Consider the following 23,844-nt stretch of genomic DNA (forward strand, 5'->3'; position numbering starts at 1 on the left):
GCGAATAAGCGCACACGGTGGATGCCTTGGCGGTCAGAGGCGATGAAGGACGTGGCAGCCTGCGAAAAGTGTCGGGGAGCTGGCAACAAGCTTTGATCCGGCAATGTCCGAATGGGGAAACCCACTCCGCAAGGAGTATTGCATGGTGAATACATAGCCATGCAAGGCGAACCCGGGGAACTGAAATATCTAAGTACCCGGAGGAAAAGAAATCAACCGAGATTCCCCCAGTAGCGACGAGCGAACGGGGAGCAGCCCAAAAGTTGTTCCGGTTCTAGCAAAACAGTCTGGAAAGACTGGCCATAGAAGGTGACAGCCCTGTATGCGAAAGGGCCGGAATGATGAAAAGTGAGTAGGGCGGGGCACGAGAAACCCTGTCTGAACATGGGGGGACCATCCTCCAAGGCTAAATACTCCTGACCGACCGATAGTGAACCAGTACCGTGAGGGAAAGGCGAAAAGAACCCCGGAGAGGGGAGTGAAATAGACCCTGAAACCGTGTGCGTACAAGCAGTAGGAGCCCTTCGGGGTGACTGCGTACCTTTTGTATAATGGGTCAGCGACTTACTGTTCGTGGCGAGCTTAACCGTATAGGGGAGGCGAAGGGAAACCGAGTCTGATAAGGGCGCATAGTCGCGGGCAGTAGACCCGAAACCGGGTGATCTAGTCATGCCCAGGGTGAAGGTACCGTAACAGGTACTGGAGGCCCGAACCCACTCCCGTTGCAAAGGTAGGGGATGAGGTGTGATTAGGAGTGAAAAGCTAATCGAACCCGGAGATAGCTGGTTCTCCTCGAAAGCTATTTAGGTAGCGCCTCGCACGAATCTTCCTGGGGGTAGAGCACTGTTATGGCTAGGGGGTCATTGCGACTTACCAAACCATTGCAAACTCCGAATACCAGGACAGAATATGCGGGAGACACACGGCGGGTGCTAACGTTCGTCGTGAAAAGGGAAACAACCCAGACCCACAGCTAAGGTCCCAAATTCCATGCTGAGTGGAAAACCATGTGGAAAGGCACAGACAGCCAGGAGGTTGGCTTAGAAGCAGCCATCCTTTAAAGAAAGCGTAATAGCTCACTGGTCGAGTCGGTCTGCGGGGAAGATTTAACGGGGCTAAGCATGGAACCGAAGCTTGGGGTGCATACTTTGTATGCGCGGTAGAGGAGCGTTCCGTAAGCCGTTGAAGGTGGATCGAGAGGTCTGCTGGAGGTATCGGAAGTGCGAATGCTGACATGAGTAACGATAATGCGGGTGAAAAGCCCGCACGCCGAAAGCCCAAGGTTTCCTTGCGCAACGTTAATCGACGCAGGGTGAGTCGGCCCCTAAGGCGAGGCAGAAATGCGTAGTCGATGGGAAGCTGGTTAATATTCCAGCACCTCGCACAAGTGCGATGGAGGGACGGAGAAGGTTAGGTCTACCGGGCGTTGGTTGTCCCGGGGAAAGGCGGTAGGTTTGGGTCTTTGGCAAATCCGGGACCCTTCAAGACCGAGCACCGAGACGAGCTCATTAGAGCGAAGTGACTGATACCACGCTTCCAGGAAAAGCTCCTAAGCTTCAGCTTGTGCAGACCGTACCGTAAACCGACACAGGTGGGTAGGATGAGAATTCTCAGGCGCTTGAGAGAACTCGGGTGAAGGAACTAGGCAAAATGGTACCGTAACTTCGGGAGAAGGTACGCCCCCTTTGGTGGCCACATGCGTGGCTGGGCTGAGGGGGGCCGCAGATACCAGGCCGCTGCGACTGTTTATCAAAAACACAGGACTCTGCAAACACGAAAGTGGACGTATAGGGTCTGACGCCTGCCCGGTGCCGGAAGGTTAATTGATGGGGTCAGCCGCAAGGCGAAGCTCTTGATCGAAGCCCCGGTAAACGGCGGCCGTAACTATAACGGTCCTAAGGTAGCGAAATTCCTTGTCGGGTAAGTTCCGACCTGCACGAATGGCGTAACGATGGCGGCACTGTCTCCACCCGAGACTCAGTGAAATTGAAATCGCTGTGAAGATGCAGCGTTCCCGTGGCAAGACGGAAAGACCCCGTGAACCTTTACTATAGCTTTACACTGAACGTTGAGTTCGTCTGTGTAGGATAGGTGGGAGGCTGTGAAGTGCTGGCGCCAGCTGGCATGGAGCCATCCTTGAAATACCACCCTGTCGTGCTTGACGTTCTAACCTAGGTCCGTGATCCGGATCGGGGACCGTGTATGGTGGGTAGTTTGACTGGGGCGGTCTCCTCCCAAAGAGTAACGGAGGAGCTCGAAGGTACGCTCAGCGCGGTCGGACATCGCGCACTGTGTGCAAAGGCATAAGCGTGCTTGACTGCAAGATCGACGGATCAAGCAGGTACGAAAGTAGGACTTAGTGATCCGGTGGTTCTGTATGGAAGGGCCATCGCTCAACGGATAAAAGGTACTCCGGGGATAACAGGCTGATACCGCCCAAGAGTTCATATCGACGGCGGTGTTTGGCACCTCGATGTCGGCTCATCACATCCTGGGGCTGTAGTCGGTCCCAAGGGTATGGCTGTTCGCCATTTAAAGTGGTACGCGAGCTGGGTTCAGAACGTCGTGAGACAGTTCGGTCCCTATCTGCCATGGGCGTTGGAGATTTGAGAGGGGCTGCTCCTAGTACGAGAGGACCGGAGTGGACGAACCTCTGGTGTTCCGGTTGTCACGCCAGTGGCACTGCCGGGTAGCTACGTTCGGAAGCGATAACCGCTGAAAGCATCTAAGCGGGAAGCGCGCCTCAAGATGAGATCTCCCGGGGCACAAGCCCCCTGAAGGAACCATCAAGACCAGGTGGTTGATAGGCTGGGTGTGTAAGCGCTGCAAGGCGTTGAGCTAACCAGTACTAATGATCCGTGTGGCTTGACCATATAACCTCAAGTGGCCTTGGACTCGACGACGCGTCGATGTTCGGCACAAAAGCTTCGCTACGTCCCTGACTTATTCGCCAAGGGCGGAACCGTATCCGGTTTCGTTCCGAGGCAACCAACGAGAGCGTGTGCGCGTCAAACCGGCAACGGTCCGCGACCCTCCACCCTCTCCCTGGTGACAATAGCTTCATGGAACCACCCGATCCCATTCCGAACTCGGAAGTGAAACGTGAACGCGCCGATGGTAGTGTGCATTCAGCATGCGAGAGTAGGTCATCGCCAGGGTTTTCACCCAAAACCCCGCAGCCAAGGCTGCGGGGTTTTTCTTTGCTTCTTCGCCTGACCCGGGGCGATGCCCCATTGCTGTTGGCGCGTTTGCTGCTGGCGCCTTGTCGCGCCTTGAAGGCGTCCGTTGGGGATCGCACAGTAGGGTCGAAGTCTGCTACCCGGGCAGGACTCACCCCCACGCGCGCGCAGCACCACGTTCGCGGCGCCACTGCCATGGCGAGCATGGCCAGGGGTCCGGCCCGGACTCTGCTTCTCGCGAAGGGTTCAGTTCAGTCCGCAGTGGAGAGGCGGACTCGAGGCTCAACGCACCAGCGGAGGCTCAACGCACCAGCGGAGGATTGCCGCCGACGATCACCACGTCGGCCGGCCGGCGTGCGAACAGGCCCACGCTGACGACGCCCGGGATCTGGTTGAGCGCCCGTTCCATCGCCACGGGGTCGGTGATCGCGAGCCCGTGGATATCCAGGATCCAGTTGCCGTTGTCGGTCACCGTGCCCTGGCGCCAGACGGGCTGGCCGCCGGTCATCGCGAGAATCTCGCGCGCCACGAGGCTGCGTGCCATCGGAATCACCTCGACCGGCAACGGGAAGCGCCCGAGCACGGGGACTTCCTTGGACGGGTCGATGATGCAGATGAACTTCTCCGCCGCCTCGGCGATGATCTTCTCGCGCGTGAGGGCCGCGCCGCCGCCCTTGATCAGACGCTTCCCCGGGTCGCACTCGTCGGCGCCATCGACGTACAGCGGGATCGGACCGCAGGCATTCAGGTCCAACACTTCGATACCGTGGCCGCGCAATCGCGCGGTGCTCTGGTCGGAGCTCGAGACCGCGCCGGCGATGCGGTCGCGCAGCTCCGCGAGCGCGTCGATGAAGAACGCGACCGTCGAGCCCGTGCCCACGCCGACCACCATGCCATCCTCGACATGCTCGATGGCCTTTTCGCCGGCCAGGCGCTTTGCGTCGCTCATTTCGGCTCCATGGCCAGAAGGATCTTCCACTGCGCGGCGTTGACCGGCAGGACTGACAGACGGCTTCCCTTGCGGATCAGGGCGAAGTCCTCGCCCAGCGCTTCGGCGCGGCCGCGGATGGCCTCCAGGGTGACCGGGGCCGCGAAGCTGCGCACGAAGCCCACGTCCACCAGCATCCAGCGCGGCTCTTCGCGCGTCGCCTTGGGATCGAAGTACTTCGACGTGCGGTCGAACTGCGTGGGGTCCGGATACGCGGAGCTGGCCACTTCGGCGATGCCGTAGATGCCGGGCACTGCGCAGTTCGAATGATAGAAGAGGACTCCATCGCCGCGCCGCATCCCGTCGCGCATGAAATTGCGCGCCTGATAGTTGCGGACGCCGGTCCAGGGCTCGGTGCCGACCCGTTCGAGGTCGTCGATCGAGAAGTCCTCGGGCTCGGATTTCATCAGCCAGTAGCGCCTGCGCATGCCTGTCGTGCTCATGTCGGACGGAAGAGGGTGCCGCGTTCGGTGCACACCGCATCGAGCTGCACATCCCAATCTTCGCTGCGCAACTCGCCTTCGACCTGCTGGAACGCGAACCCGGCTCCGACGAGGAGCGGTGGCGCGGGGCGATGGTGGCGGAACGCGAAGCTGCGATCGTACCAGCCGCCGCCCATGCCGAGCCGATGGCAGCGCGCATCGAAGCCCACCAACGGCACCACGACGAGGTCCAGCGACGAGGGGTCCAGCAGTGCGTCCGGCGCAGCCACCGGTTCGGGAATGCCGAAGCGGTTCGGCGCGACGGGTTCGCCCGGCCGCCAGGGTGCGAAGCGCAGATAGCCCCCCTCGTGCAGCACGGGCAGGCAATAGGTGCAGCGGGGTGGCAGCCGCAACTGCCAGGTGTGCAGCGGGATCTCGCCGTCGGCAGCCCAGTAGCCAGCCACCTTCGCACCCGGCGCCAGCGGCAGCGCCAGCAGTTGTGCGGCCAGGCCATCCGCCGCGCCAATGCGAGCGGCCGGCGGAACCTCCCGGCGCCGCTCACGCATGACGCGGCGCTGGTCGGCGCGCGCCACGGTCACGCGGCCTGCGGCGCGCGATCGGCGGCCGCAGGGCAAAGAAGGGATACGTCCTCCGCCATGTCGATGCGTGCGAAACGACCTTGAACCCGGGGTTCAAGTGGGAACGCTTGGCTGCCTTCGGGCTTCCCGCTCGCGGGCGGACTTGCGCACCAGGCTTCCGTCGCGTCCCCGAGGTCGTCATTAAGGGACAAGGCGAATGTTTGCGCACGCCGTCGATCACGGCAGAGGACGCGAACGAAGTATACCGCGCGAGCGGAGACTGCCGCGGCCATCCGTCGGCCGGCGTTCACTTCGCGCATGGCAGGCCTGACGCGCACGCGTTCAGGCATCGAGCAGGGTATCGAGCCTGGCCTGCAGTGCCGACAGTGCGCGGGCCACCTCGCGCTCCCGCTGTTCGCCTTCGCGCCGCAGTTGCTCCAGTTCGTGTGCGAGGTTGAGCGCCGCGAGCACGGCCACGCGGTCGATCGCGGCCATGCGGTTGGCACCGCGGACCTCGCGCATGCGCGCATCGAGCACGCGCGCGGCCGCCATCAGCCCGTCGACCTCGCCGCTGCCGACGCCTACGGTGTATTCGCGGTCGAGGACACGGACGCTGACGGCTTCGGTGCTGCTCACGTGTGCTGCTCCAGCGATTTCAGGCGCGCGATCATCGCTTCCACGCGACTGCGCGCCTGCTCGTTCTTGGCCAGCAGCTGTGCGCGCTCGCCGGACACCTGTTCGTGCTGCTGGCGCAGGCTGCGGTTCTCCTCCGCCAGCCGGCGGGTATGCACCGCCAGCTCCTCGAAGCGTTCTGAGAGCCGCTGCAACTGGGCGAGCACGTCGGGGGTGTCCATCCCGGGCACGATAGGCAGGCGGAAGGAGACGGTCAAGAAGCGGCGGGCGCGGGCAGGGCGACGGCGGCCGCCGACGGAGGCCGGGCGTGGATGAAGGCCATGCACGAGGCGGCATCCATCGGTTCGGACACCCAGAATCCCTGGATCTCGTCGCAGTGGCAGCGCGTCAGGTATCGCGCCTGGGCCTCGCTCTCGACGCCCTCGGCGACGACGCCCAGCCCCAGTCCGTGGGCCATCGCGATCACCGTGGTCGTGATCGAGGCCCCCTCGGGAGCGTGGCCAAGGTCGGCGATGAACGACTGGTCGATCTTGATCGTGGTGATCGGCAGCCGTTTCAGGTACGCCAGCGAGGAGTAGCCGGTCCCGAAGTCGTCGATGGCCAGCGCCACGCCGAGTTCGCGGAAGGCGCGCAGCCTGTGCGCGGCCTGGTCCGCATTCGCCATGAGCATGCTCTCGGTCAGCTCCAGCTCGAGCGCATGCGGCGGCAGGCCGGTGTCGTCCAGCATCCGCCGCACCACTTCGGCGAAGTCGCCGCGCAACAGCTGCAGCGCCGACATGTTCACCGACACGGCGACGTCGAGCAGCCCGTGGTCCCGCCAGTGGCGCGCCGCCAGGCATGCCTCGCGCAGGACCCATTCGCCGATCTCGAAGATCATCCCGTTTTCTTCCGCCAGCGGGATGAACTCCGCCGGCGGAATCTCGCCGTGTTCGGGGCTGGTCCAGCGCAGCAGCGCTTCGGCCCCGGTGATGCGCGACGTCGCAAGCGCCTGGCGGGGCTGGTAGACGACGCGCAGCTCGCCGCGGTCGATGGCCTTGTGCAGTGCGCCGGAAAGGACGGCGCGCCTGCGGATCGCGGCCTCCATGCTGTCGTCGTAGCGCATCCATGTGCGGCGGCCGGCGGCCTTGGCCTGGTACATGGCGGCGTCGGCGCGCTTGAGCAGTTCGGTCGGCACCTGGGCGTGGTCCGGATAGAGGCTGATGCCGATCGACGCCGACACCGACACCTCGCGGCCGTCCCCCGGTGCCACGGGCACCTCGAAGGCCATGATGATCTCGCGCGCCACCCGTTCGGCATCCGCAGGATCGGCGACGTTTTCGAGCACCACGGTGAATTCGTCGCCCGACAGTCGCGCCACCGTCTGTCCGGGGCCGACGGTCTGCTGCAGGCGTTCGGCCACGGCGCGCAGGATGCGGTCGCCCATGGCGTGGCCGAGCGAGTCGTTGATGTCCTTGAAGCGGTCGAGATCGACGAACAGGACCGCCACGCGCGCCCCCGCGCGCCGCGCGCGTACGACCGCGCGCGAGAGGCGTTCGGCGAGCAACGACCGGTTGGGCAGGTTGGTGAGCGCGTCGAAGCTCGCGAGGTACCTCAGCTCCTCCTCGGCGCGCTTGTGCTGGGTGATGTCGTTGAGCACGAGCACGTGCATGGGCTCGCCACCATCGTCCGGGGCCGGGACGGTGACCGCCTCGACCGCGCACAGGAACTCTTCCCCGTCGTCCTTGCACTGCCACGTCTCGCCGGACCAGTGGCCTTCGCGGGCCAGGGCCGCACGCATGGCCACGCCGGGAGAGGGCTGGTGCCGGGGGCTGTCGAGCATGCGGGCGTCGCGCCCGACGACCTCGGCCGCGGCATAGCCCGTGATCCGGGAGAAGGCCGGGTTGACCGAGAGGAAGTTGAAGCGCGCATCGAGCACCGCCACCGCTTCATTCATGCTGCGCAGCACTTCGCTGGCGATACGGTTCTCGCGCTCCACCGCGCGGCTGCGGTCGATGTCCAGCGAGGTGCCGGCCACGCGCAGGATCGAGCCGTCGGGGCCGTGTTCGACCGCGCGGCCGCGCGCGCGGACCCAGACCCAGTTGTTTCGGCCCGTCGCGCGACCGTCGACGCGGACCCGGTACTCGGAAAGGAACTCGGATGCATCGCCGGCCACATAGCGCTGCATCGCGTCGGCGACCGCCGGCAGGTCGTCGGGATGGATCACCGCCGCGGGGTCGGCCTCTCCGGAACCGAAGTGGGGGCCCTGGCCCCCGTCGTCGCGCCTGGCCACCAGGTAGCGCAGGCGCCGGTCCGGTATGTGGAAGTCCCAATGGCGCTGGCCGCCGGCCCACAGTGCCAGCCGGAAGCTTCGTTCGCATTCGTGCAGCCATACGACGACACGCCGCATCCTGCGCAGGCGCAGCGCCAGAACGATGCACGCTGCAAGCAGTGCGATCGCGACAGCGGTTGCCAGACCCGTTTCTATGGCCGACGGCAAGGCATGGTCCTCTCCGCCTCCCTGGCGGTCGTCGCAGTGTAGGCATGGCCGCATACCGGCAACAAGACACGCTCGGCGCTACACTGCGCCAGCCGTCCGCCGTGCCCGTACCATGTCCGAATCCATGCCCTCCCTGTCCGAAGTAGAGCAGGCCAGCCGCGAAGCCGGTCTCGCCACGTCAGCGCCCGAACTCCACGGCAGCCTCTGCGGCTGGCTGGCCGGCGGCGGCGACACCGGCGGCAACTGGCTGGCGCGGGTGATGGTCGACGATGCCTTGCCGGCGCCGGCCGAGGGGTCGCCGCTGGCGCGCCTGCATGCGGCGGCGCGCGCGCAGTTCGAGGATCGCGACTTCGGCCTGGTGCTGCTTGGCCCGGGCGACGATGCGTCCCTGGCCGCGCGCAGCGGCGCGCTGTTCGACTGGTGTCGAGGCTTCGTCGGCGCCTTCGGCCTGGCGGCGGGCGCCGACCCCAGGCTGTCCGGCGAGGGCGAGGAGGCGCTGGCCGACCTCGCGCGGCTGGCACGCGCCACCGCGCAGGACGACGGCGACGAGGAGGACGAGGAGGCGCTGGCCGAGATCGAGGAGTTCGTCCGCGTCGCCGCCCTGCTCCTGCATGGTGATTGCGCGCTGGCCGCCCGCCACCGCAACCGGCTCAACTGAGGACCGCCGTGGCCCTGGCACTGCCCCTCGGCAGCTACAAGCGCCGTCGTCGCCAGCTCATGCGGATGGCGGGCGACGACGCCATCCTGGTCCTGCCGGCGGCCCCCGAGCGCGTGCGCAGTCGCGACACCTTCCACCCCTACCGGCAGGACTCCGACGTCCTCTATCTGTGCGGCTTCGAGGAGCCGGACGCCGTGCTGGTGCTGGTGCCGGGCCGCAGCCATGGCGAAAGCCTGTTGTTCTGCCGCGAACGCGACCCCGAGCGGGAAGCCTGGGACGGTGCCCGCATCGGGCCGGATGGCGCGCCGGACGCGCTCGGAGTCGACGATGCCTACGACATCGAGGACCTCGACGACATCCTTCCCGGCCTGCTCGAGGGGCGCCGCCGCGTCTATTACCACTTCGGGCGTGACACCGGCTTCGACCTCAAGCTGATCGGTTGGCTCAACCGCGTCCGCGCCGAGGTGCGCCACGGCGCGCAACCTCCGCACGAGTTCCTGGAATTGGGACACCTGCTCGACGAAATGCGCCTGATCAAGGGCGCGGACGAGCTGAAGCTGATGCGCAGGGCCGCGAAGATCAGCGTGCAGGCGCACCAGGCGGCAATGCGCGCCGTACGTGCGGGCATGCATGAGTACGAACTGCAGGCCGAGCTCGAACGGGTGTTCCGCGCCGCCGGCTGCGTACCCGCCTACGGCAGCATCGTGGGTGCCGGAGCCAACGCCTGCGTGCTGCACTATCGTGCCAACGATGCGCAGGCGCGCCGTGGCGACCTGGTGCTGATCGACGCCGGCGCCGAGCACCGCGGCTACGCCGCCGACATCACCCGTACCTTCCCGGTCGACGGCCGCTTCAGCCGCGAGCAGCGCGCGCTGCACGATCTGGTGGGCGCGGCGCATGCGGCGGCGCTGGCCGAAGCGCGACCGGGCGTGCCCTGGGAGGCCGGCCACAATGCCGCCGTCGAGGTGCTCACCGAGGGCATGCTCTCGCTGGGCCTGCTCAAGGGCAGGCTGCGCAAGGCCCTGGCCGACCAGGCGTACAAGCGCTTCTATCCGCACAAGACGGGCCATTGGCTGGGGCTGGACGTGCATGACGTCGGCGATTACCGCATCGACGGCGAATCGCGGCTGCTCGAACCGGGGATGGTCTACACCATCGAGCCCGGCATCTACATTCCGCCCGGCGACACCGGCGTGGCGGAGAAGTGGCGGGGCATCGGCATCCGCACCGAGGACGACGTGGTGATCACCCGCGACGGGCACGAGGTGCTCACGGCGGGGCTCGCGCGCAGCGCCGACGAGATCGAGGCCTTCATGGCGGGGTGAGCGCGCTTTACGCGCTGCCCGCCGCGAACTCTTCCCGGGTCAGGTTGACCGGTTCGCCGTCGGTGCACACCACGTTGTCCTCGATGCGCACGCCGCCGTAGGAGCGGAAGGCCTCGACCCGGTTCCAGTCGACCCTGCCGGCGTTGCTTCCGGCCTTCAGGTCCTCCAGAAGCATGTCGGCGAAATACAGCCCCGGCTCGATCGTCACCACCATGCCCGGGGCCAGTTCGCGGGTCAGGCGCAGGTAGGGATGGCCCTGCGGCTTGTCGATGGTGCCGCCGGCGTCGGAGGCGGCGAAGCCCGCGACGTCATGCACCTGCAGTCCCAGCCCGTGGCCGATGCCATGCGGGAAGAAGCTCGAGCTCAGGCCGGTGGCCACGGCCTCCTCGGCGCCGCAGGTGATGAAGCCGAAGTCCTCCAGCACGCGGGCCAGCGCGATGTGCGCGTCGAGGTGCAGCTGGCGGTAGTCCATGCCGGCCCGCACCTTGCCGCAAAGCTCCAGCTCCGCGCGCTCGACGGCGTCGATGAAGGCCTGGAATTCGCTTCCACGATCCATGGCGTGGGTGCGGGTGATGTCGGCCGCGTAGCCGCCGTGGCTGGCGCCCGCATCGAGCAGGAAGCTGCGTACGGACTTCGGCGGCACGCGGTCGAGCTCGGTGTAGTGCAGCACGGCCCCGTGGGCGTCGAGCGCGACGATGTTGCCGTACGGCAGCTCGTTCGCGTCCTGGCCGACCGCCTGGCAGTAGGCGAGGTGGATCCCGAACTCGCTGGCGCCGGCGCGGAACAGGCGCTCGGCCGCGCGATGCCCGCGCACCGCGCGGCGCGTGGCCTCGCGCATCATCGCGATCTCGTAGGGCGTCTTGTAGGCGCGGTGGTACTCGAGGTAGTCGAGCACCGGCTGCGGGTTGTTCGGCGCGAAGGCGCCATAGCGGCCGAGCGCGCTCTGCGGTTCGCCGAGGATGGCGCAGCGGGTGGCGTTGCGCGGCAGGTGCTGCAGGGCGTCGTCCGGCTTGCGGATCACCGCGATGTCGAAGTGTTCCGCCCAGTAGCCCGACGGCGCCTCCGGCACCACGTGCCAGTAGTCGCGCGGCTGCAGGTACACCAGCTTCGGCCGCTCGCCCGGCGTGAACGCCAGCCAGCTGCCCGGGTTCCGCACCAGCGGTACCCAGTGCTTGAACTGGGGGTTGGCCGCGTAGGGGTAGTCGCGGTCGTCGAAGACCTGGTAGTGGAGCGTGCCGCTGGGGACCAGAAGATGGTCGAACCCGCCGCGTTCCAGCGCGACCGTGGCGCGCGCGATCAGCGTCTCGAGGTGGGCGGGATACAGGGCGGCGAGGGACTCGGCGATCATGGCGGCAGCGGCAGCGGGAGGTGCCCCATTCTGCCGCATCGCCCGCGACATCGCCGGCCCGCGGCTATTCGTATCGGCTTCCGGGCGCGTCGATCCAGGCGCGCAGCGGACCGGCCTGGGCCTCGGTCATGCCGATGAACCTCAGTCCGGCCCAGGCCTGGCCCGGCGCGCTGGCGCGATCCATCCACAGCAGATGGACGCCGATCTCGATCGTCGATTCGCTGCCGCCTTCCAGCGGCAGGCTGAAACGGAACTGGTACAGCGAGTCCTCCGCCAGCGGCACGCTCGCCATCAGCAGCATTCCGCTCATCGACAGGTTGCCGATGCGGCCGACCACGCGTTCAGACATGGCGTCCATCACCAGGATGGTCCCGGGGGCCTTGCGTCGCCGGGCACGGCGGAATTCGTCCATCATGCGTGGGCCCCCCCTCCGATGGCGGGCGCCTCGGCGCGGCCGGCGAAGCTGCGCAGGGTGCGCACGGCGGACTGCCACGCGCGGTCGACCAGGCGCCCACGCTCGGCGGTCACGACGCGGGCCTGTCCGGCAACGATCATGCGCGCCAGCGAATCCAGCGAGTGCTCGCCGATGCGCTGGCCGCGCTGGTTCACGAACAGCGCGTTGTCGGTCACCGGGCTGAACCACGACATGCGCCTGCGCACCACGTCGCCCTGCTGGTTGGTGGTGAACTCGATCCAGGTGCCGAAGGGCAGGACTCGCAGCTGCTCGTAGCGCGCCTGCTCCTCGGGCGAGCGCGGCGGCAGGGCGGGCCGGCGGGCGCGCTCGGCGTCCTCGCCGAGGCGGGTGCGCGCCTTGAGCTTCATCGCCAGCTCGGTGCGCGAGGCGGGGTCACCGTCGTCGCCGCCGTCGCTGCCGGTCAGGCGCGCGGCGATGATGGCGGCCTCGTCGGCGTGGTATCCGACCTGGGACAGCGAAGTTTCGATGTAGGCGGCCAGCGCAGGATCGCCGGCCTGTTCCCCGCGGGCGCAGGCAGCGACGATCCGTCGGGTGGCGTCGAGCAGCGCCTGCCATTCCGGAGAATCCTCGCCCTGGCGCAGCAGGGTCAGGGTCAGCACATCCGCCCAGGCCTGGTTGAGCAGCGCGCGCGAGAACTTCGGGATGCGGTGGTCGCCGAGCAGTTCCTCGAGCGTGGCCGCCGAACGCAGCTTGGCGACCTCCAGCCTGTCCTTGCCGCGCGCGGCTTCGATGTGCCTGCGCTCGAGCATCTCCGCCTTGCGCACCTGCGCCTGCAGGTGGGTCTGCAGCCGCCCGTTGCTGGCCTCGAACACCGCGCTGTCGCCGTCGTAACGGTCGACGACTTCACTGACGGCCTGCTGCAGCGGAAACAGGAGCTGCGGATCCAGGTCGTCCTTGTCGAGCCAACTGGCGGCGGCCTCGGCAACGGTGTTGAGCAGCGCACGCGCCGGATGCGCGGGCTCGACGAAGAATGTCTGGTCCTGCAGCGCCGCCCGCAGCAGCGGCAACTGCAGTCGCTGGATCAGGGCCGCCGCGGGGGCGTCCGCGCGCATCTCGCTTTCGAGTCGCCCGTACAGCAGATGCAGCAGCTCGAAGGTATCGTTGTCGCGCTGCGCCAGGGTCGCACCTCGTCCATGTCGCTGGCGCGCCTGCGCCAGCAACATCTGGCGCACGTCCATCAGGCTCGGCCGCGAAGCACCGAGGCCCGGCGGCTGGCGCTGGATCTTGCCCAGCGCATCCATCAACTCGCCGGTGTCGAGCGTGGTCTCCGCGCTGCCGGCCCGGCCGGCGCGCAGCTTGCCGATCAGCTCGCGCCGCTCGGCCAGCAGCTCCTGCAGGGTCTCGTACGAAGCCTCCCCGTCGCCGCCGGTGAGGGCGGTGGTGGTCTCGGCCATCCAGGCGGTGTGTGGCTGGTCCGGTGTGATCCGCGCACCCCGGGGCTTCCGGCGTGCGCCGCGGGAGCCGTCGCTGCGGTCGTCACGGATGTCGCGGACGTCGTCGCCGGTGCCCCGCGCACGGCGGCCGGAGACAGCCCCCGGAGCCGCGTTCGCGGCGGCCTCCTCGGCCTCCCTGAGTGACGAGGCGCGCAGGCGGACGGGAACATGGGTCAGTCCCCTGAGGATGCCCGCCTGGTCGAGCATCGCGTCGAGCCTTTCCAGGAACGGGGCGTAGTGGGTCATGACCACCCGATCGAACAGCCGGTACAGCAGCTCGCGGGTTTCGTCGGGGACCTGCAGCGACCGGCAGGCGTTGCGCAGCGCCCGGCACATGCACTGGGGGCCCAGCGGCAGGCGCGCGGCGTCGAGCGCCGGTGTCCCGGCGAGCACGCCGAAGCGCTGGCCCAGCAGATGCATCGACAGGCTGGCGCGGCTTTCCTGCCGGGTGGCGATCTCGCCGAGCAGCGTGTCCTCGTCCAGCTGCGAGTCGTCGATGAGACCCAGTACACGTTCACCGGCGGGCGCGCCCGCGGCGGCCGGCGTCCCGCCGTCGGCGGAAGGGCTCCGCAGCAACGCCAGCTCGCATTCGAGTTCGAGCATGAGCTGGGGGATCAGGTCCGGGCGGCAGACCCGGAAGCTGCGCAGGGCCTGCACATAGGTGGACTCGCTGCCCGGGTGGCGCGCCTGCTCGGCCAGGCGGAACAGCTCCTGTTCGTATTCATCGAGCAGGGCATGGAGGAAGGGGTCGAGTTCGACCGAGGCCAGGTTGAGCGCTGCGTCAAGCACCTTGCGGACGCGGCGCGGCAGGTCGACGGTCGCCAGGGTCCGCCGGGCGGCGCCGTCATGGATGTAGGTCATGGATGACATTGCGAGCTGCCGATTCCCCCCCGGAAGGCTTCATAGCACGGGACGGAGTGTGACAGCTAGCACGCTCCTGGGCCGTCCTCTCGAACCGGCCCGCCGAGCGCCGCCTGCCGGGCTCAGCGCAGGAACAGGGAGACCACGTCGTTGCCCAGGCGCCGTCCGGTCGCGGTCGGGACCGCGCGTCCGCCGGCCACGTCCAGCCAGCCGCGGGCCACGGCATCCCCCAGCTCGGCGGCGATCGCGGAGCGGGGCAGGCCGGTGCGCGCCTCGAAATCGTCCAGCGCGAAGCCTTCGTGCAGGCGCAGGACGTTGAGCATGAATTCGAAGGGCAGGCGTGCGGCGTCCACGTCCGCGTCGCCCCCCAGCGCCGCCGTGGTGCCGGCCGCCGCCATCCAGGCCGCGGGGTGCTTCAGCTTCCAGCGCCTGCGGACGGTCTGCGCGGCGCCGAGGCTGATCTTGCCGTGGGCGCCGGCGCCGATGCCCAGGTAGTCGCCGAAGCGCCAGTAGTTGAGGTTGTGCGCGCACTGGAGGCCCGGCCGTGCGTAGGCGCTGACCTCGTAGTGCTCGAAGCCGGCGTCGGCCAGCATGGCCTGGCAGTGCTCCTGCATGTCCCAGGCGAGATCCTCGTCGGGAATGGCGTCCGGGGGCGCGCGGCGAACAGCGTGTTGGGCTCGAGGGTCAGCTGGTAGTGCGAGACGTGCGCCGGCTGGAGGGCGACAGCGCGCTCGAGATCGGACGCGGCACCGGCCAGGTCCTGGCCGGGAAGGGCGTACATCAGGTCGAGGTTGATGTTGTCGAAGCCGGCGTCCTGGGCGAGTTTCACCGCCGCCTCCGCCTCGCCGCTGTCGTGGATCCGGCCCAGGCGCCGCAGGCAGCCGTCGTCGAAGCTCTGGATGCCGAAACTCAGGCGGTTCACGCCGGCCGCGAGGTAGCCCTCGAAGCGATCGTGCTCGGCGGTCCCGGGATTGGTCTCCAGGGTGATCTCGCAGCCGGGCGCGAAGCGCAGGCGCGCGCTGGCCTGCTGCAGGAAGTCGTCGATGGCGTCGGCGGGAAACAGCGACGGCGTGCCGCCGCCGAAGAACACGCTGTGCACGGTGCGGCCCCAGGCCAGCGGCAGGTCGTGCTCGAGGTCGGCGACCAGTGCCCCGACGTACTCGCGGAACGGAAGCGCACCGCGCTGCTCGTGCGAATTGAAGTCGCAGTACGGGCATTTGCGCACGCACCAGGGCAGGTGCACGTATAGCGACAGCGGCGGCGGAACCAGCATCAGGCCTCGGCCAGTTCGTGCAGGCGTTCGCGCAGGGTCGCCAGGGCGAGCCCGCGGTGGCTGATCGCGTTCTTGCGGGCGGCCGGAAGCTCGGCGGCGGTCAGTCCGCTGGCGGGATCGAGGAAGACCGGGTCGTAGCCGAATCCACCGGCGCCCCGTGGCGCGTGCAGGACGCGCCCGTGCCACCGGCCCTCGACCACCAGCGGCCGCGGGTCGGTGGCGTGGCGCAGCAGCACGATGCAGCAGTGGAAGCTGGCGCCGCGGGCTTCGTCGGGCACGCCATCGAGCTCGCGCAGCAGGCGCTCGATGTTGCGCGCGGCGTCGCCGCCGGGGCCGGCGTAGCGCGCCGAGTAGAGGCCGGGCGCCCCGCCGAGCGCGTCCACGCACAGGCCGGAATCGTCGCCCAGTGCGGGCAGGCCGGTGGCCCGCGCCGCATTGCGCGCCTTGAGCAGGGCATTCTCGATGAAGGTCAGGCCGGTTTCCTCGACGTCCCCGACGCCGAACTCCGACTGCGCGCGCAGGCTGAGGCCGCGGTCGCCGAGCAACTGCCGCAGTTCGGCCAGCTTGCCGGCGTTGCCGCTGGCCAGCACCAGGTCCATGGCTCAGCCAGCGGCCAGCGCGGCCTGCTGCGCCGCGAACAGCTCGCCGCAGCCGTGGGCGGCGAGTTCGAGCATGGCGTCGAGTTCGTCGCGGCGGAAGGCGTGTCCTTCGGCCGTTCCCTGCAGCTCGATGAAGCCGCCGCCGTCGTTCATCACCACGTTCATGTCGGTGTCGCAGGCGCTGTCCTCGGCGTAGTCGAGGTCGAGCACGGGCACGCCACCGTGGACGCCCACCGAGACCGCGGCGACCGCGCCGTGGATCGGATCGCCGGCGATCTCGCGGCGCTTCCGCAGCCAGCGCACGGCGTCGACCAGGGCCACGTAGGCGCCGGTGATCGCCGCGGTGCGGGTGCCCCCGTCGGCCTGCAGCACGTCGCAGTCCAGTGTGATGGTGCGCTCGCCGAGGGCGTCGCGGTCGACGCAGGCGCGCAGGCTGCGGCCGATCAGGCGCTGGATCTCGAGCGTGCGCCCGCCCTGCTTGCCGCGGGCCGCCTCGCGGTCGTTGCGGGTGTTGGTGGCGCGCGGGAGCATGCCGTATTCGGCGGTGACCCAGCCGCTGCCCTTGCCGCGCAGGAAGCCCGGCACGCGGTTCTCGACGCTGGCGGTGCACAGCACCCGGGTGTCACCGAAGCTGACCAGCACCGAGCCCTCGGCGTGGCGGGTGTAGCCGCGCTCGAACCGCACCTCGCGCATCTGCGCCGGTGCCCGGCCGCTGGGGCGTGGGGTCTGGGACATGTCGATTACCGCTGGGGAGGTCGGCGAGTTTACCATCGGCACCCCCGCACCAACGGACGCCCGAATGATCCGCAGCATGACCGCCTACGCCTCGGGCGAGCGCGCCACCCCGTGGGGCACGCTCGCCTGCGAGCTGCGCGCGGTCAACCATCGTTTCCTCGAGATCGGCCTGCGCGCGCCCGATGAGCTGCGGGTGCTGGAGCCGCAGCTGCGGGAGCGGATCTCGACCCGGGTCTCGCGCGGCAAGCTGGACCTGACGCTGCGCCTGCGCGCCGCCGAGGGCGCGGCCACCCTGCACGTCGACGAGGCCCTGCTGCGCCGGCTGTCGGCGATCGCGCTGGACGCCGCGCCTCACTTCCCGGGCCTGCGCACCCAGTTCACCGACCTGCTGCAGTTCCCCGGCGTGCTGCGCTCGGCCGCTCCGGAGCCCGAGGCCCTGCAGGCCGAGGTGCAGGTGCTGCTCGACCAGGTGCTGGACGGCTTCATCGCGGCCCGCGAGCGCGAGGGCGCGAAGCTGGTGGCGGCCATGCTCGAGCGCGTGGACGGAATCGAGGCGCGTGCGGCCGAGGTCCGCGGGCTGGTGCCGGTGATCCGCGCCGGCCAGCGGGCCAAGCTCGAAGCGCGCCTGGCCGACCTTGTCCAGGCCGCCGATCCCGGGCGGGTCGAGCAGGAGCTGGTGCTGTCGCTGCAGAAGCTCGACGTGGACGAGGAGCTCGACCGGCTCGACAGCCACGTCGCCGAGATCCGCCGCGTGCTCGGCCAGCGCGAGCCGGCCGGCCGCCGCCTCGACTTCCTGCTGCAGGAGTTCAACCGCGAGGCCAACACCCTGGGCTCGAAGTCGGTCGATGCGCGCACCACGAACATCGCGGTGGAACTGAAGGTGCTGATCGACCAGATCCGCGAGCAGGTGCAGAACATTGAATAGCGCCGACATCCCAACGCGCGGAACCCTGTTCATCGTCGCGGCGCCCTCGGGCGCCGGCAAGTCGAGCATCGTCAACGCCTGCCTGGCGCGCGATCCGGGCATCAGCCTGTCGATCTCGTTCACCTCGCGCCCGCCGCGCCCCGGCGAGCGACAAGGCGAGCACTACCACTTCGTCGACGATGCGCGCTTCCAGCGCATGATCGACGCCGGCGACTTCTTCGAATACGCGCGCGTCCACGGTGACTGGAAGGGCACCGCGCGCCAGTCGGTGGAGCCGCAGCTGGCCGCCGGCCGCGACGTGCTGCTGGAGATCGACTGGCAGGGCGCGCGCCAGGTGCGCGCGGCGGTGCCCGACGCGGTCGGCGTGTTCATCCTGCCGCCCTCGCGCGCCGCGCTCGACGAGCGCATGCGCAAGCGCGGCCAGGACAGCGAAGAGGTGATGGCCCGGCGCCTTGCGGCGGCGCGCGAGGAGATGTCCCACTACGGCGAGTTCGACTACGTCATCGTCAACGAGGACTTCGCCACCGCGGTGGACGAGATGTGCGCCGTATTCACCGCCAGCCGGCTGCGGCGCGAGGCACAGGCCATCCGCCACGCCGGCCTCATCGCCGCGCTTCTGGACGGTTCGGCGGACGCCGGGCAGGCCGCAAGTCGCTGATTCGTCGGGGTTTGCTTGCGGTGGGGAGCGGCTTGGCCTATCATTTCCGGTCCCTCATCCCGCATCGACGGCCCGCCGGCCGCCCGGAGACTTATGGCCCGCATCACCGTTGAAGACTGCCTCGAAGTCATCGACAACCGCTTCGAGCTGGTCATGATGGCCGCCAAGCGCGCCCGCCAGCTCGCCAACGGCGTCGAGCCGCAGCTGGACAACAGCGAGAACGACGACAAGCCGACCGTGCTGGCGCTGCGCGAGATCGCCGCCCGCCGCATCGACGCCGACTACGTCGAGGCGGTCGAGAAGTCCGAGCGCGAGCGCCGCGAGCGCGAGGCGATGGAATGGGCCGCCGCCGAAGTGGTGGCCGACGACGATCTCTCCAAGGGCGACGACTGATCTCCCGCGCATGCGCCCTCGGGCGCGGCGATGTTCCGACGGCCCCGCCACGGTGGGGCCGTTTGCGTTGCGCCGCCCGCTGCCGGGCGCGGCCTCCGTTGCCGGCTGCCGGGCGCGCGCGTAGGCTCGCAGCATGAATTCCGCCGAGCTCGCGCTGCTCCAGGTCGCCGTGCCCGGGGACGAGGACGTCCCCGGTTACATGCGCGAGCTCGAACGGATCGCCGCCTACCTGCCGGCGGACCAGCTGCAGCAGTTGCGCCGTGCCTGGGCGGTGGGAGCGGCCGCGCATGCCGGCCAGACGCGCAGGTCCGGCGAGCCCTATATCACCCATCCGGTCGCCGTGGCCGCCGTGCTCGCCGAGCAGAAGGTCGACCTCGAGACGCTGGTCGCGTCGATCCTGCACGACACCATCGAGGACACTCCGCTCACCCGCGACGCGCTCGCCAGCGAGTTCGGCGAGACCGTGGCCGAACTCGTCGAGGGCGTCACCAAGCTCGACAAGCTGCAGTTCGGCAGCCGCCACGAGGCCGACGCGGAGAGTTTCCGCAAGATGATGCTGGCGATGGCGCGCGACCTGCGCGTGATCCTGATCAAGCTCGCGGACCGCCTGCACAACATGCGCACCCTGGGCGCGCAGACGGCCGAGGCGCGCGCGCGCATCGCCCGCGAGACGCTGGAGATCTATGCGCCGATCGCGCAGCGCCTGGGCATGAACCTGATCAAGGCCGAGCTGCAGGACCTGGGCTTCCGCGCGCTGCACCCCATGCGGCACCGCATCCTCGAGAAGCACATCCGCACCCAGCCGCTGGTGCGCCGCGAGGCCATGGCCAAGATCGAGGCCCAGCTGGCACAGCGACTGACCAAGGAAGGCCTGAGCTACCGGCTGGTGAGCCGGGTGAAGTCGCCGTGGAGCATCTACAACAAGATGCGGGCCGAGGCGAAGACCTTCGCCCAGGTGATCGACGTCTTCGGCTTCCGGATCGTCGTCGGAACGGTCGCCGAGTGCTACCACGCGCTTGGCGTCGCGCATTCGGTCTACAAGCCGGTGGACGGCCGCTTCCGCGACTTCATCGCCATTCCCAAGGCCAACGGCTACCAGTCGCTGCACACGGTGCTGTTCGGGCCCTACGGCTCGCCGATCGAAGTCCAGATCCGCACCGCGGAGATGGACCTGATCGCCGAGCGCGGCATCGCCGCCCACTGGGCCTACAAGCACGGCGGCGGGGGGCCCAACAGTGCGCAGCAGCGCGCGCATTCGTGGATCTCCGGCCTGCTCGAGGCGCAGAGCGGAACCGGCTCGTCGCTGGAGTTCCTGGAGAACGTCAAGGTCGACCTGTTCCCGGACGAGGTCTACCTGTTCACGCCCAAGGGCGAGATCATGTCGCTGCCGCGCAACGCCACCGCGGTCGACTTCGCCTACGCAGTGCATACCGACGTCGGCAACCGGACGGTGGCCGCGCGCGTGGACCGCAGGCTTGTGCCGCTGCGCACGCGCCTGTCCAGCGGGCAGACGGTCGAGATCGTGACCGCGAAGTCGTCGCAGCCGCGGCCGCAGTGGCTGGAGTTCGTGGTCACCGGCAAGGCGCGCACCGCCATCCGCCAGCAGCTCAAGCAACTCGAGCACGAGGACGCCGTGCAGCTGGGCCACCGCATGCTCGACAGCGCGCTCGAGGATCTCGACAGCTCGCTCGAGCGGCTGCCCGCCGCCGAACTGGAGGCCTACCTGGCGGAGCATCGCTATCCGCGTCTGGAGGCCCTGTTGTCCGACGTCGCGCTGGGCACCCGGATGCCGGCGCAGGTGGCGCAGTCGCTCACCAACAAGGATCCGGCGCGCGCGCGGACGCATCGCGAGGACCGGATCCTGATCACCGGCGCCGAGCGCGGCGTCGTGACCTTCGCCAACTGCTGCATGCCGATCCCGCGCGACGAGATCATGGGTTACCACACCGCCGGCCGCGGCGTGGTGGTCCACCGGATCGAATGCCCGAACGTGGCCGAGTACCGGAAGTCGCCGGAGCGCTGGGTCGACATCGGCTGGGACCGGGAGGTCACCGGCGACTACCACGTGGCGCTGCGCTTCCAGGTCGAGAACCGGCCGGGCGTGCTGGCGCAGGTGGCCGCGGCGGTGGCCCAGGCCGATTCCAACATCGACGCGGTCGAGTATCTCGAGCGCGACACCAACGCCGCGGTGATCCAGTTCGCCATCGAAGTGCGCGACCGCACCCATCTGGCGGACGTGATCCGCAGGGTGCGCCGGCTCGGCGTGGTGCATGGGGTGCAGCGCCTGTAACCGCCCGGGCGATGGCCGCGGGCGAGGACGGCGGTCATAATCGCCTGCCACGCATCAGAGGATCCGCGCATGCCCAGGCAACCCGTCCGCACCGCCGACGCACCCGCCGCCATCGGCCCGTACTCGCAGGCCGTGCGCGCCGGCGCCACCGTCTTCCTCTCCGGGCAGATCCCGCTCGACCCGGCCACCGGCGAACTGGTCCCGGGCGATCTCGCCGCCCAGGCGCGGCGTGCCTTCGACAACCTGCGCGCGGTCTGCCAGGCCGCTGGCGGCTCGCTGGACGACATCGCCCGCGTCGGCCTCTATCTCACCGACCTGTCGCAGTTCGCGGTGGTCAATTCGGTGATGGCGGAGTACTTCAGCGAGCCGTATCCCGCGCGCTCGACCATCGAAGTGTCGGCTCTGCCCAAGGGCGCGCAGTTCGAGGTCGACGCGGTGATGGTCCTCGACTGAGGCGGTGGCGACGCCGCGGCGTCCGACCGGCCAGCCGGCGCCCGACCTGGCGCCGGCCGGCGCGAGCCCGCTTTCCACGCTCGCCGGCGTCGGTCCGCGGATCGCGGAGAAGCTGGCCGCGCGCGGGCTCGGGACCCTGCAGGACCTCTGGCTGCAGCTGCCACGCGGCTATGAGGACCGCACCGCGCTGACGCCGATGCGTGCGCTGCAGCCCGGCGTCGCGGCCCAGGTCGAGGGCCGGGTCGAGGCGGTCGAGCGCGGTTTCCGCTACCGGCCGATGCTGCGGGTCGCGCTCGGAGACGATTCGCGCACCACCGTGGTGCTGCGCTTCTTCCACTTCCGGGCCGCGCAGGCCGCGCAGTTCCAGCCGGGCGTACGGGTGCGCGCCTACGGAACGCCGCGGCCCGGGCAGCGCGGGCTGGAGATCGTGCACCCCAGCTACACCCTCCTCGGCGACGACGACGATGCCGGCCTCGGCGACCGCCTGGACCCCGTCTATCCCACCGTGGACGGCGTCGGCCCGGCCACGATGAAACGCCTGATCGCACAGGCGCTCGATCGTCTCCCGGGCGACGATGTGCTCGAACTGTTGCCGGCGCCGTTGCTGCGCGCGCAGCGCCTGCCGGGCCTGCGCGAGGCGCTGCTCACCGTGCATCGGCCGCCGCGCGATGCCGACGTCTCCGCCCTGCTTGCCGGCACCCATCCCGCGCAGCGCAGGCTGGCGTTCGAAGAGCTGCTCGCGCACCACCTCAGCATGCGCGGCCAGCGGCTGGCCCGGCAGGGGGATGCCGCCGCGCCGCTAGCCGATGACCGACTGGCCGCGCGGCTGCGCGAACGCCTGCCGTTCACGCTCACGGCCGCGCAGGAGCGCGTGCTGGCCGAAGTCCGCGCCGACCTGGCGCGGCCGGTGCCGATGCTCCGCCTGGTGCAGGGCGACGTCGGCTCCGGCAAGACCGTGGTCGCCGCGATGGCGGCGCTGCTGGCGGCCGCGGAAGGCAGGCAGGCGGCGCTGATGGCGCCCACCGAGCTTCTGGCCGAGCAGCACCTCGGAAACCTGCGCGCCTGGCTCGAGCCGCTGGGCGTGGAGCTCGCCTGGCTCGCCGGCAAGGTCACCGGCCGTGGCCGGAGCGCGGCGCTGGCCCGGGTCGCCGACGGCCGCGCCCGGGTGGTGGTCGGGACCCATGCGCTGATGCAGCAGGGCGTGGCCTTCCACGACCTCGCGCTGGCGATCATCGACGAACAGCATCGGTTCGGCGTGCACCAGCGCCTGGCGCTGCGCGACAAGGGCGGGGAGGGCGGCCGGGTGCCGCACCAGCTGGTGATGACCGCGACTCCCATCCCGCGCACCCTGGCCATGGCCGCCTACGCCGACCTCGACGTCTCCGCCATCGATGAGCTGCCGCCGGGGCGCACGCCGGTGCAGACGGTGGTCCTGGCCGAGGGGCGTCGCCCGGAGCTGATCGAGCGTATCCGCGCCGCCTGCGCCGAGGGCCGCCAGGCCTACTGGGTGTGCACGATCATCGACGAGTCCGACGAGGTGGTGGCGCAGGCCGCGCAGGCGACCTTCGAGGCGCTGTCCGCCGCGCTGCCCGGGCTGCGCGTGGGGCTCGTGCACGGCCGCATGAAGGCGGCGGAGAAGCAGGCCGCCATGGCCGGCTTCACGCAGGGCGACGTCGACCTGCTGGTGGCGACCACGGTGATCGAAGTCGGCGTGGACGTGCCCAACGCCTCGCTGATGGTGATCGAGAACGCCGAGCGCCTGGGCCTGGCGCAGCTGCACCAGCTCCGCGGGCGGGTGGGGCGGGGCAGCGAGGCCTCCACCTGCGTGCTGCTCTACCAGCCACCGCTGTCGCGGATGGCGCGCGAGCGGCTGGAGACGATGCGCGCGACCAGCGACGGGTTCGTGATCGCCGAGAAGGACCTGGAACTGCGCGGTCCGGGCGAGCTGCTGGGCACGCGCCAGACCGGGCTCGCGGCGTTCCGCGTCGCCGACCTGGCGCGCGACGCCGGCATGCTGCCGCTGGTGCACGAGCTCGGCGAGGGGCTGCTGCGCGATGACCCGGCCCTGGCCGCGCGGCTGGTCGCGCGCTGGGTCGGGGGCGCCACCCGCTACGCGTCGGCCTGATGGCGACATAATGCCGC

General features: G+C 69.1%; 19 protein-coding genes, 2 rRNA genes, 1 other RNA gene and 1 pseudogene (1 of these 23 only partly in view). 10 read left to right on the forward strand and 13 right to left on the reverse strand.

Annotated features, from left to right (window positions below):
• Together FPZ22_RS09315 and rrf are read left to right on the forward strand one after the other, a co-directional pair.
• A 23S ribosomal RNA gene (locus FPZ22_RS09315) occupies window positions 1-2,873 on the forward strand; it begins 6 nt to the left of the window's first position.
• 171 nt (window positions 2,874-3,044) lie between these two features.
• Window positions 3,045-3,158 (forward strand): 5S ribosomal RNA (gene rrf, locus FPZ22_RS09320).
• A gap of 322 nt (window positions 3,159-3,480) precedes the next feature.
• Here the strand turns inward: rrf and rpiA are convergent.
• The 7 genes from rpiA to FPZ22_RS09355 form a co-directional block, all read right to left on the reverse strand.
• On the reverse strand, window positions 3,481-4,128 hold the full coding sequence (gene rpiA, locus FPZ22_RS09325) for a ribose-5-phosphate isomerase RpiA (RefSeq protein ID WP_144892398.1): 648 nt from the start codon (window positions 4,126-4,128) through the stop codon (window positions 3,481-3,483).
• The gene (locus tag FPZ22_RS09330) at window positions 4,125-4,610 is read right to left on the reverse strand and encodes an EVE domain-containing protein (RefSeq protein ID WP_144892400.1); all 486 of its coding nucleotides are present in this window, start codon (window positions 4,608-4,610) and stop codon (window positions 4,125-4,127) included. Before FPZ22_RS09330 ends, rpiA begins: the two co-directional genes overlap by 4 nt.
• On the reverse strand, window positions 4,607-5,155 hold the full coding sequence (locus tag FPZ22_RS09335; RefSeq protein WP_246121030.1) for a 5-formyltetrahydrofolate cyclo-ligase: 549 nt from the start codon (window positions 5,153-5,155) through the stop codon (window positions 4,607-4,609). Before FPZ22_RS09335 ends, FPZ22_RS09330 begins: the two co-directional genes overlap by 4 nt.
• A 78-nt stretch (window positions 5,156-5,233) precedes the next feature.
• Window positions 5,234-5,419, reverse strand: a non-coding RNA gene (gene ssrS / locus FPZ22_RS09340) — 6S RNA.
• A gap of 90 nt (window positions 5,420-5,509) precedes the next feature.
• Window positions 5,510-5,803: a cell division protein ZapA gene (locus FPZ22_RS09345; protein ID WP_144892404.1), complete on the reverse strand. Its 294-nt coding sequence runs from the start codon at window positions 5,801-5,803 to the stop codon at window positions 5,510-5,512.
• The gene (locus FPZ22_RS09350) at window positions 5,800-6,021 is read right to left on the reverse strand and encodes a TIGR02449 family protein (protein ID WP_144892406.1); all 222 of its coding nucleotides are present in this window, start codon (window positions 6,019-6,021) and stop codon (window positions 5,800-5,802) included. The genes FPZ22_RS09345 and FPZ22_RS09350 overlap by 4 nt, the downstream gene beginning before the upstream one ends.
• Before the next feature lie 32 nt (window positions 6,022-6,053).
• Complete coding sequence (locus FPZ22_RS09355; protein ID WP_168198978.1) at window positions 6,054-8,186, reverse strand: putative bifunctional diguanylate cyclase/phosphodiesterase; 2,133 nt, start codon at window positions 8,184-8,186, stop codon at window positions 6,054-6,056.
• A gap of 214 nt (window positions 8,187-8,400) precedes the next feature.
• Here FPZ22_RS09355 and FPZ22_RS09360 point away from each other — a divergent pair, with 214 nt between their 5' ends.
• Window positions 8,401-8,934: a UPF0149 family protein gene (locus FPZ22_RS09360; RefSeq protein WP_425462999.1), complete on the forward strand. Its 534-nt coding sequence runs from the start codon at window positions 8,401-8,403 to the stop codon at window positions 8,932-8,934.
• A 59-nt stretch (window positions 8,935-8,993) separates the two neighbouring features.
• The gene (locus FPZ22_RS09365; RefSeq protein ID WP_144894095.1) at window positions 8,994-10,259 is read left to right on the forward strand and encodes an aminopeptidase P N-terminal domain-containing protein; all 1,266 of its coding nucleotides are present in this window, start codon (window positions 8,994-8,996) and stop codon (window positions 10,257-10,259) included.
• Window positions 10,260-10,266: 7 nt separating this feature from the next.
• Here the strand turns inward: FPZ22_RS09365 and pepQ are convergent, their stop codons facing one another.
• The 6 genes and pseudogenes from pepQ to rph all read right to left on the reverse strand — a co-directional run bounded on the left by pepQ (window position 10,267) and on the right by rph (window position 16,983).
• Window positions 10,267-11,607 (reverse strand): Xaa-Pro dipeptidase, encoded by a 1,341-nt coding sequence (gene pepQ, locus FPZ22_RS09370; RefSeq protein ID WP_144892412.1) that lies wholly within the window; start codon window positions 11,605-11,607, stop codon window positions 10,267-10,269.
• A gap of 64 nt (window positions 11,608-11,671) precedes the next feature.
• The gene (locus FPZ22_RS09375; protein WP_144892414.1) at window positions 11,672-12,022 is read right to left on the reverse strand and encodes a PilZ domain-containing protein; all 351 of its coding nucleotides are present in this window, start codon (window positions 12,020-12,022) and stop codon (window positions 11,672-11,674) included.
• Window positions 12,019-14,376, reverse strand: coding sequence for a DUF1631 family protein (locus tag FPZ22_RS09380; RefSeq protein WP_168198979.1), 2,358 nt, complete (start codon window positions 14,374-14,376; stop codon window positions 12,019-12,021). The genes FPZ22_RS09375 and FPZ22_RS09380 overlap by 4 nt, the downstream gene beginning before the upstream one ends.
• A gap of 122 nt (window positions 14,377-14,498) precedes the next feature.
• Window positions 14,499-15,649, reverse strand: a pseudogene (gene hemW / locus FPZ22_RS09385) (radical SAM family heme chaperone HemW).
• Entirely contained in the window at window positions 15,649-16,248 is a 600-nt protein-coding gene (rdgB, locus tag FPZ22_RS09390) for an RdgB/HAM1 family non-canonical purine NTP pyrophosphatase (protein ID WP_144892418.1), read from the reverse strand. The pseudogene hemW and the gene rdgB overlap by 1 nt, the downstream one beginning before the upstream one ends.
• A gap of 3 nt (window positions 16,249-16,251) precedes the next feature.
• A complete protein-coding gene (rph, locus tag FPZ22_RS09395; protein ID WP_144892420.1) occupies window positions 16,252-16,983 on the reverse strand; it encodes a ribonuclease PH in 732 nt (243 codons plus the stop codon).
• Between the two features lie 64 nt (window positions 16,984-17,047).
• On the opposite strand from rph, the gene FPZ22_RS09400 reads away from it, so the two are divergent.
• The 6 genes from FPZ22_RS09400 (at window position 17,048) to recG (ending at window position 23,827) form a co-directional block, all read left to right on the forward strand.
• Window positions 17,048-17,908 carry a YicC/YloC family endoribonuclease gene (locus FPZ22_RS09400; protein ID WP_144892422.1) on the forward strand — a complete coding sequence of 287 codons (861 nt, stop codon included), beginning with the start codon at window positions 17,048-17,050 and terminating at the stop codon, window positions 17,906-17,908.
• Window positions 17,909-17,915: 7 nt separating this feature from the next.
• Window positions 17,916-18,566: a guanylate kinase gene (gene gmk / locus FPZ22_RS09405; protein ID WP_425463044.1), complete on the forward strand. Its 651-nt coding sequence runs from the start codon at window positions 17,916-17,918 to the stop codon at window positions 18,564-18,566.
• 93 nt (window positions 18,567-18,659) lie between these two features.
• Entirely contained in the window at window positions 18,660-18,959 is a 300-nt protein-coding gene (gene rpoZ, locus FPZ22_RS09410) for a DNA-directed RNA polymerase subunit omega (protein ID WP_144892426.1), read from the forward strand.
• Window positions 18,960-19,092: 133 nt separating this feature from the next.
• On the forward strand, window positions 19,093-21,249 hold the full coding sequence (locus tag FPZ22_RS09415; protein WP_144892428.1) for a RelA/SpoT family protein: 2,157 nt from the start codon (window positions 19,093-19,095) through the stop codon (window positions 21,247-21,249).
• 69 nt (window positions 21,250-21,318) lie between these two features.
• Entirely contained in the window at window positions 21,319-21,702 is a 384-nt protein-coding gene (locus tag FPZ22_RS09420) for a RidA family protein (RefSeq protein ID WP_144892430.1), read from the forward strand.
• Between the two features lie 4 nt (window positions 21,703-21,706).
• Window positions 21,707-23,827 carry an ATP-dependent DNA helicase RecG gene (gene recG, locus FPZ22_RS09425; RefSeq protein WP_144892432.1) on the forward strand — a complete coding sequence of 707 codons (2,121 nt, stop codon included), beginning with the start codon at window positions 21,707-21,709 and terminating at the stop codon, window positions 23,825-23,827.
• Window positions 23,828-23,844 lie beyond the last annotated feature (17 nt).

This window comes from Luteimonas granuli (assembly GCF_007795095.1).
In the GTDB taxonomy this organism is placed as follows: Bacteria; Pseudomonadota; Gammaproteobacteria; order Xanthomonadales; family Xanthomonadaceae; genus Luteimonas; species Luteimonas granuli.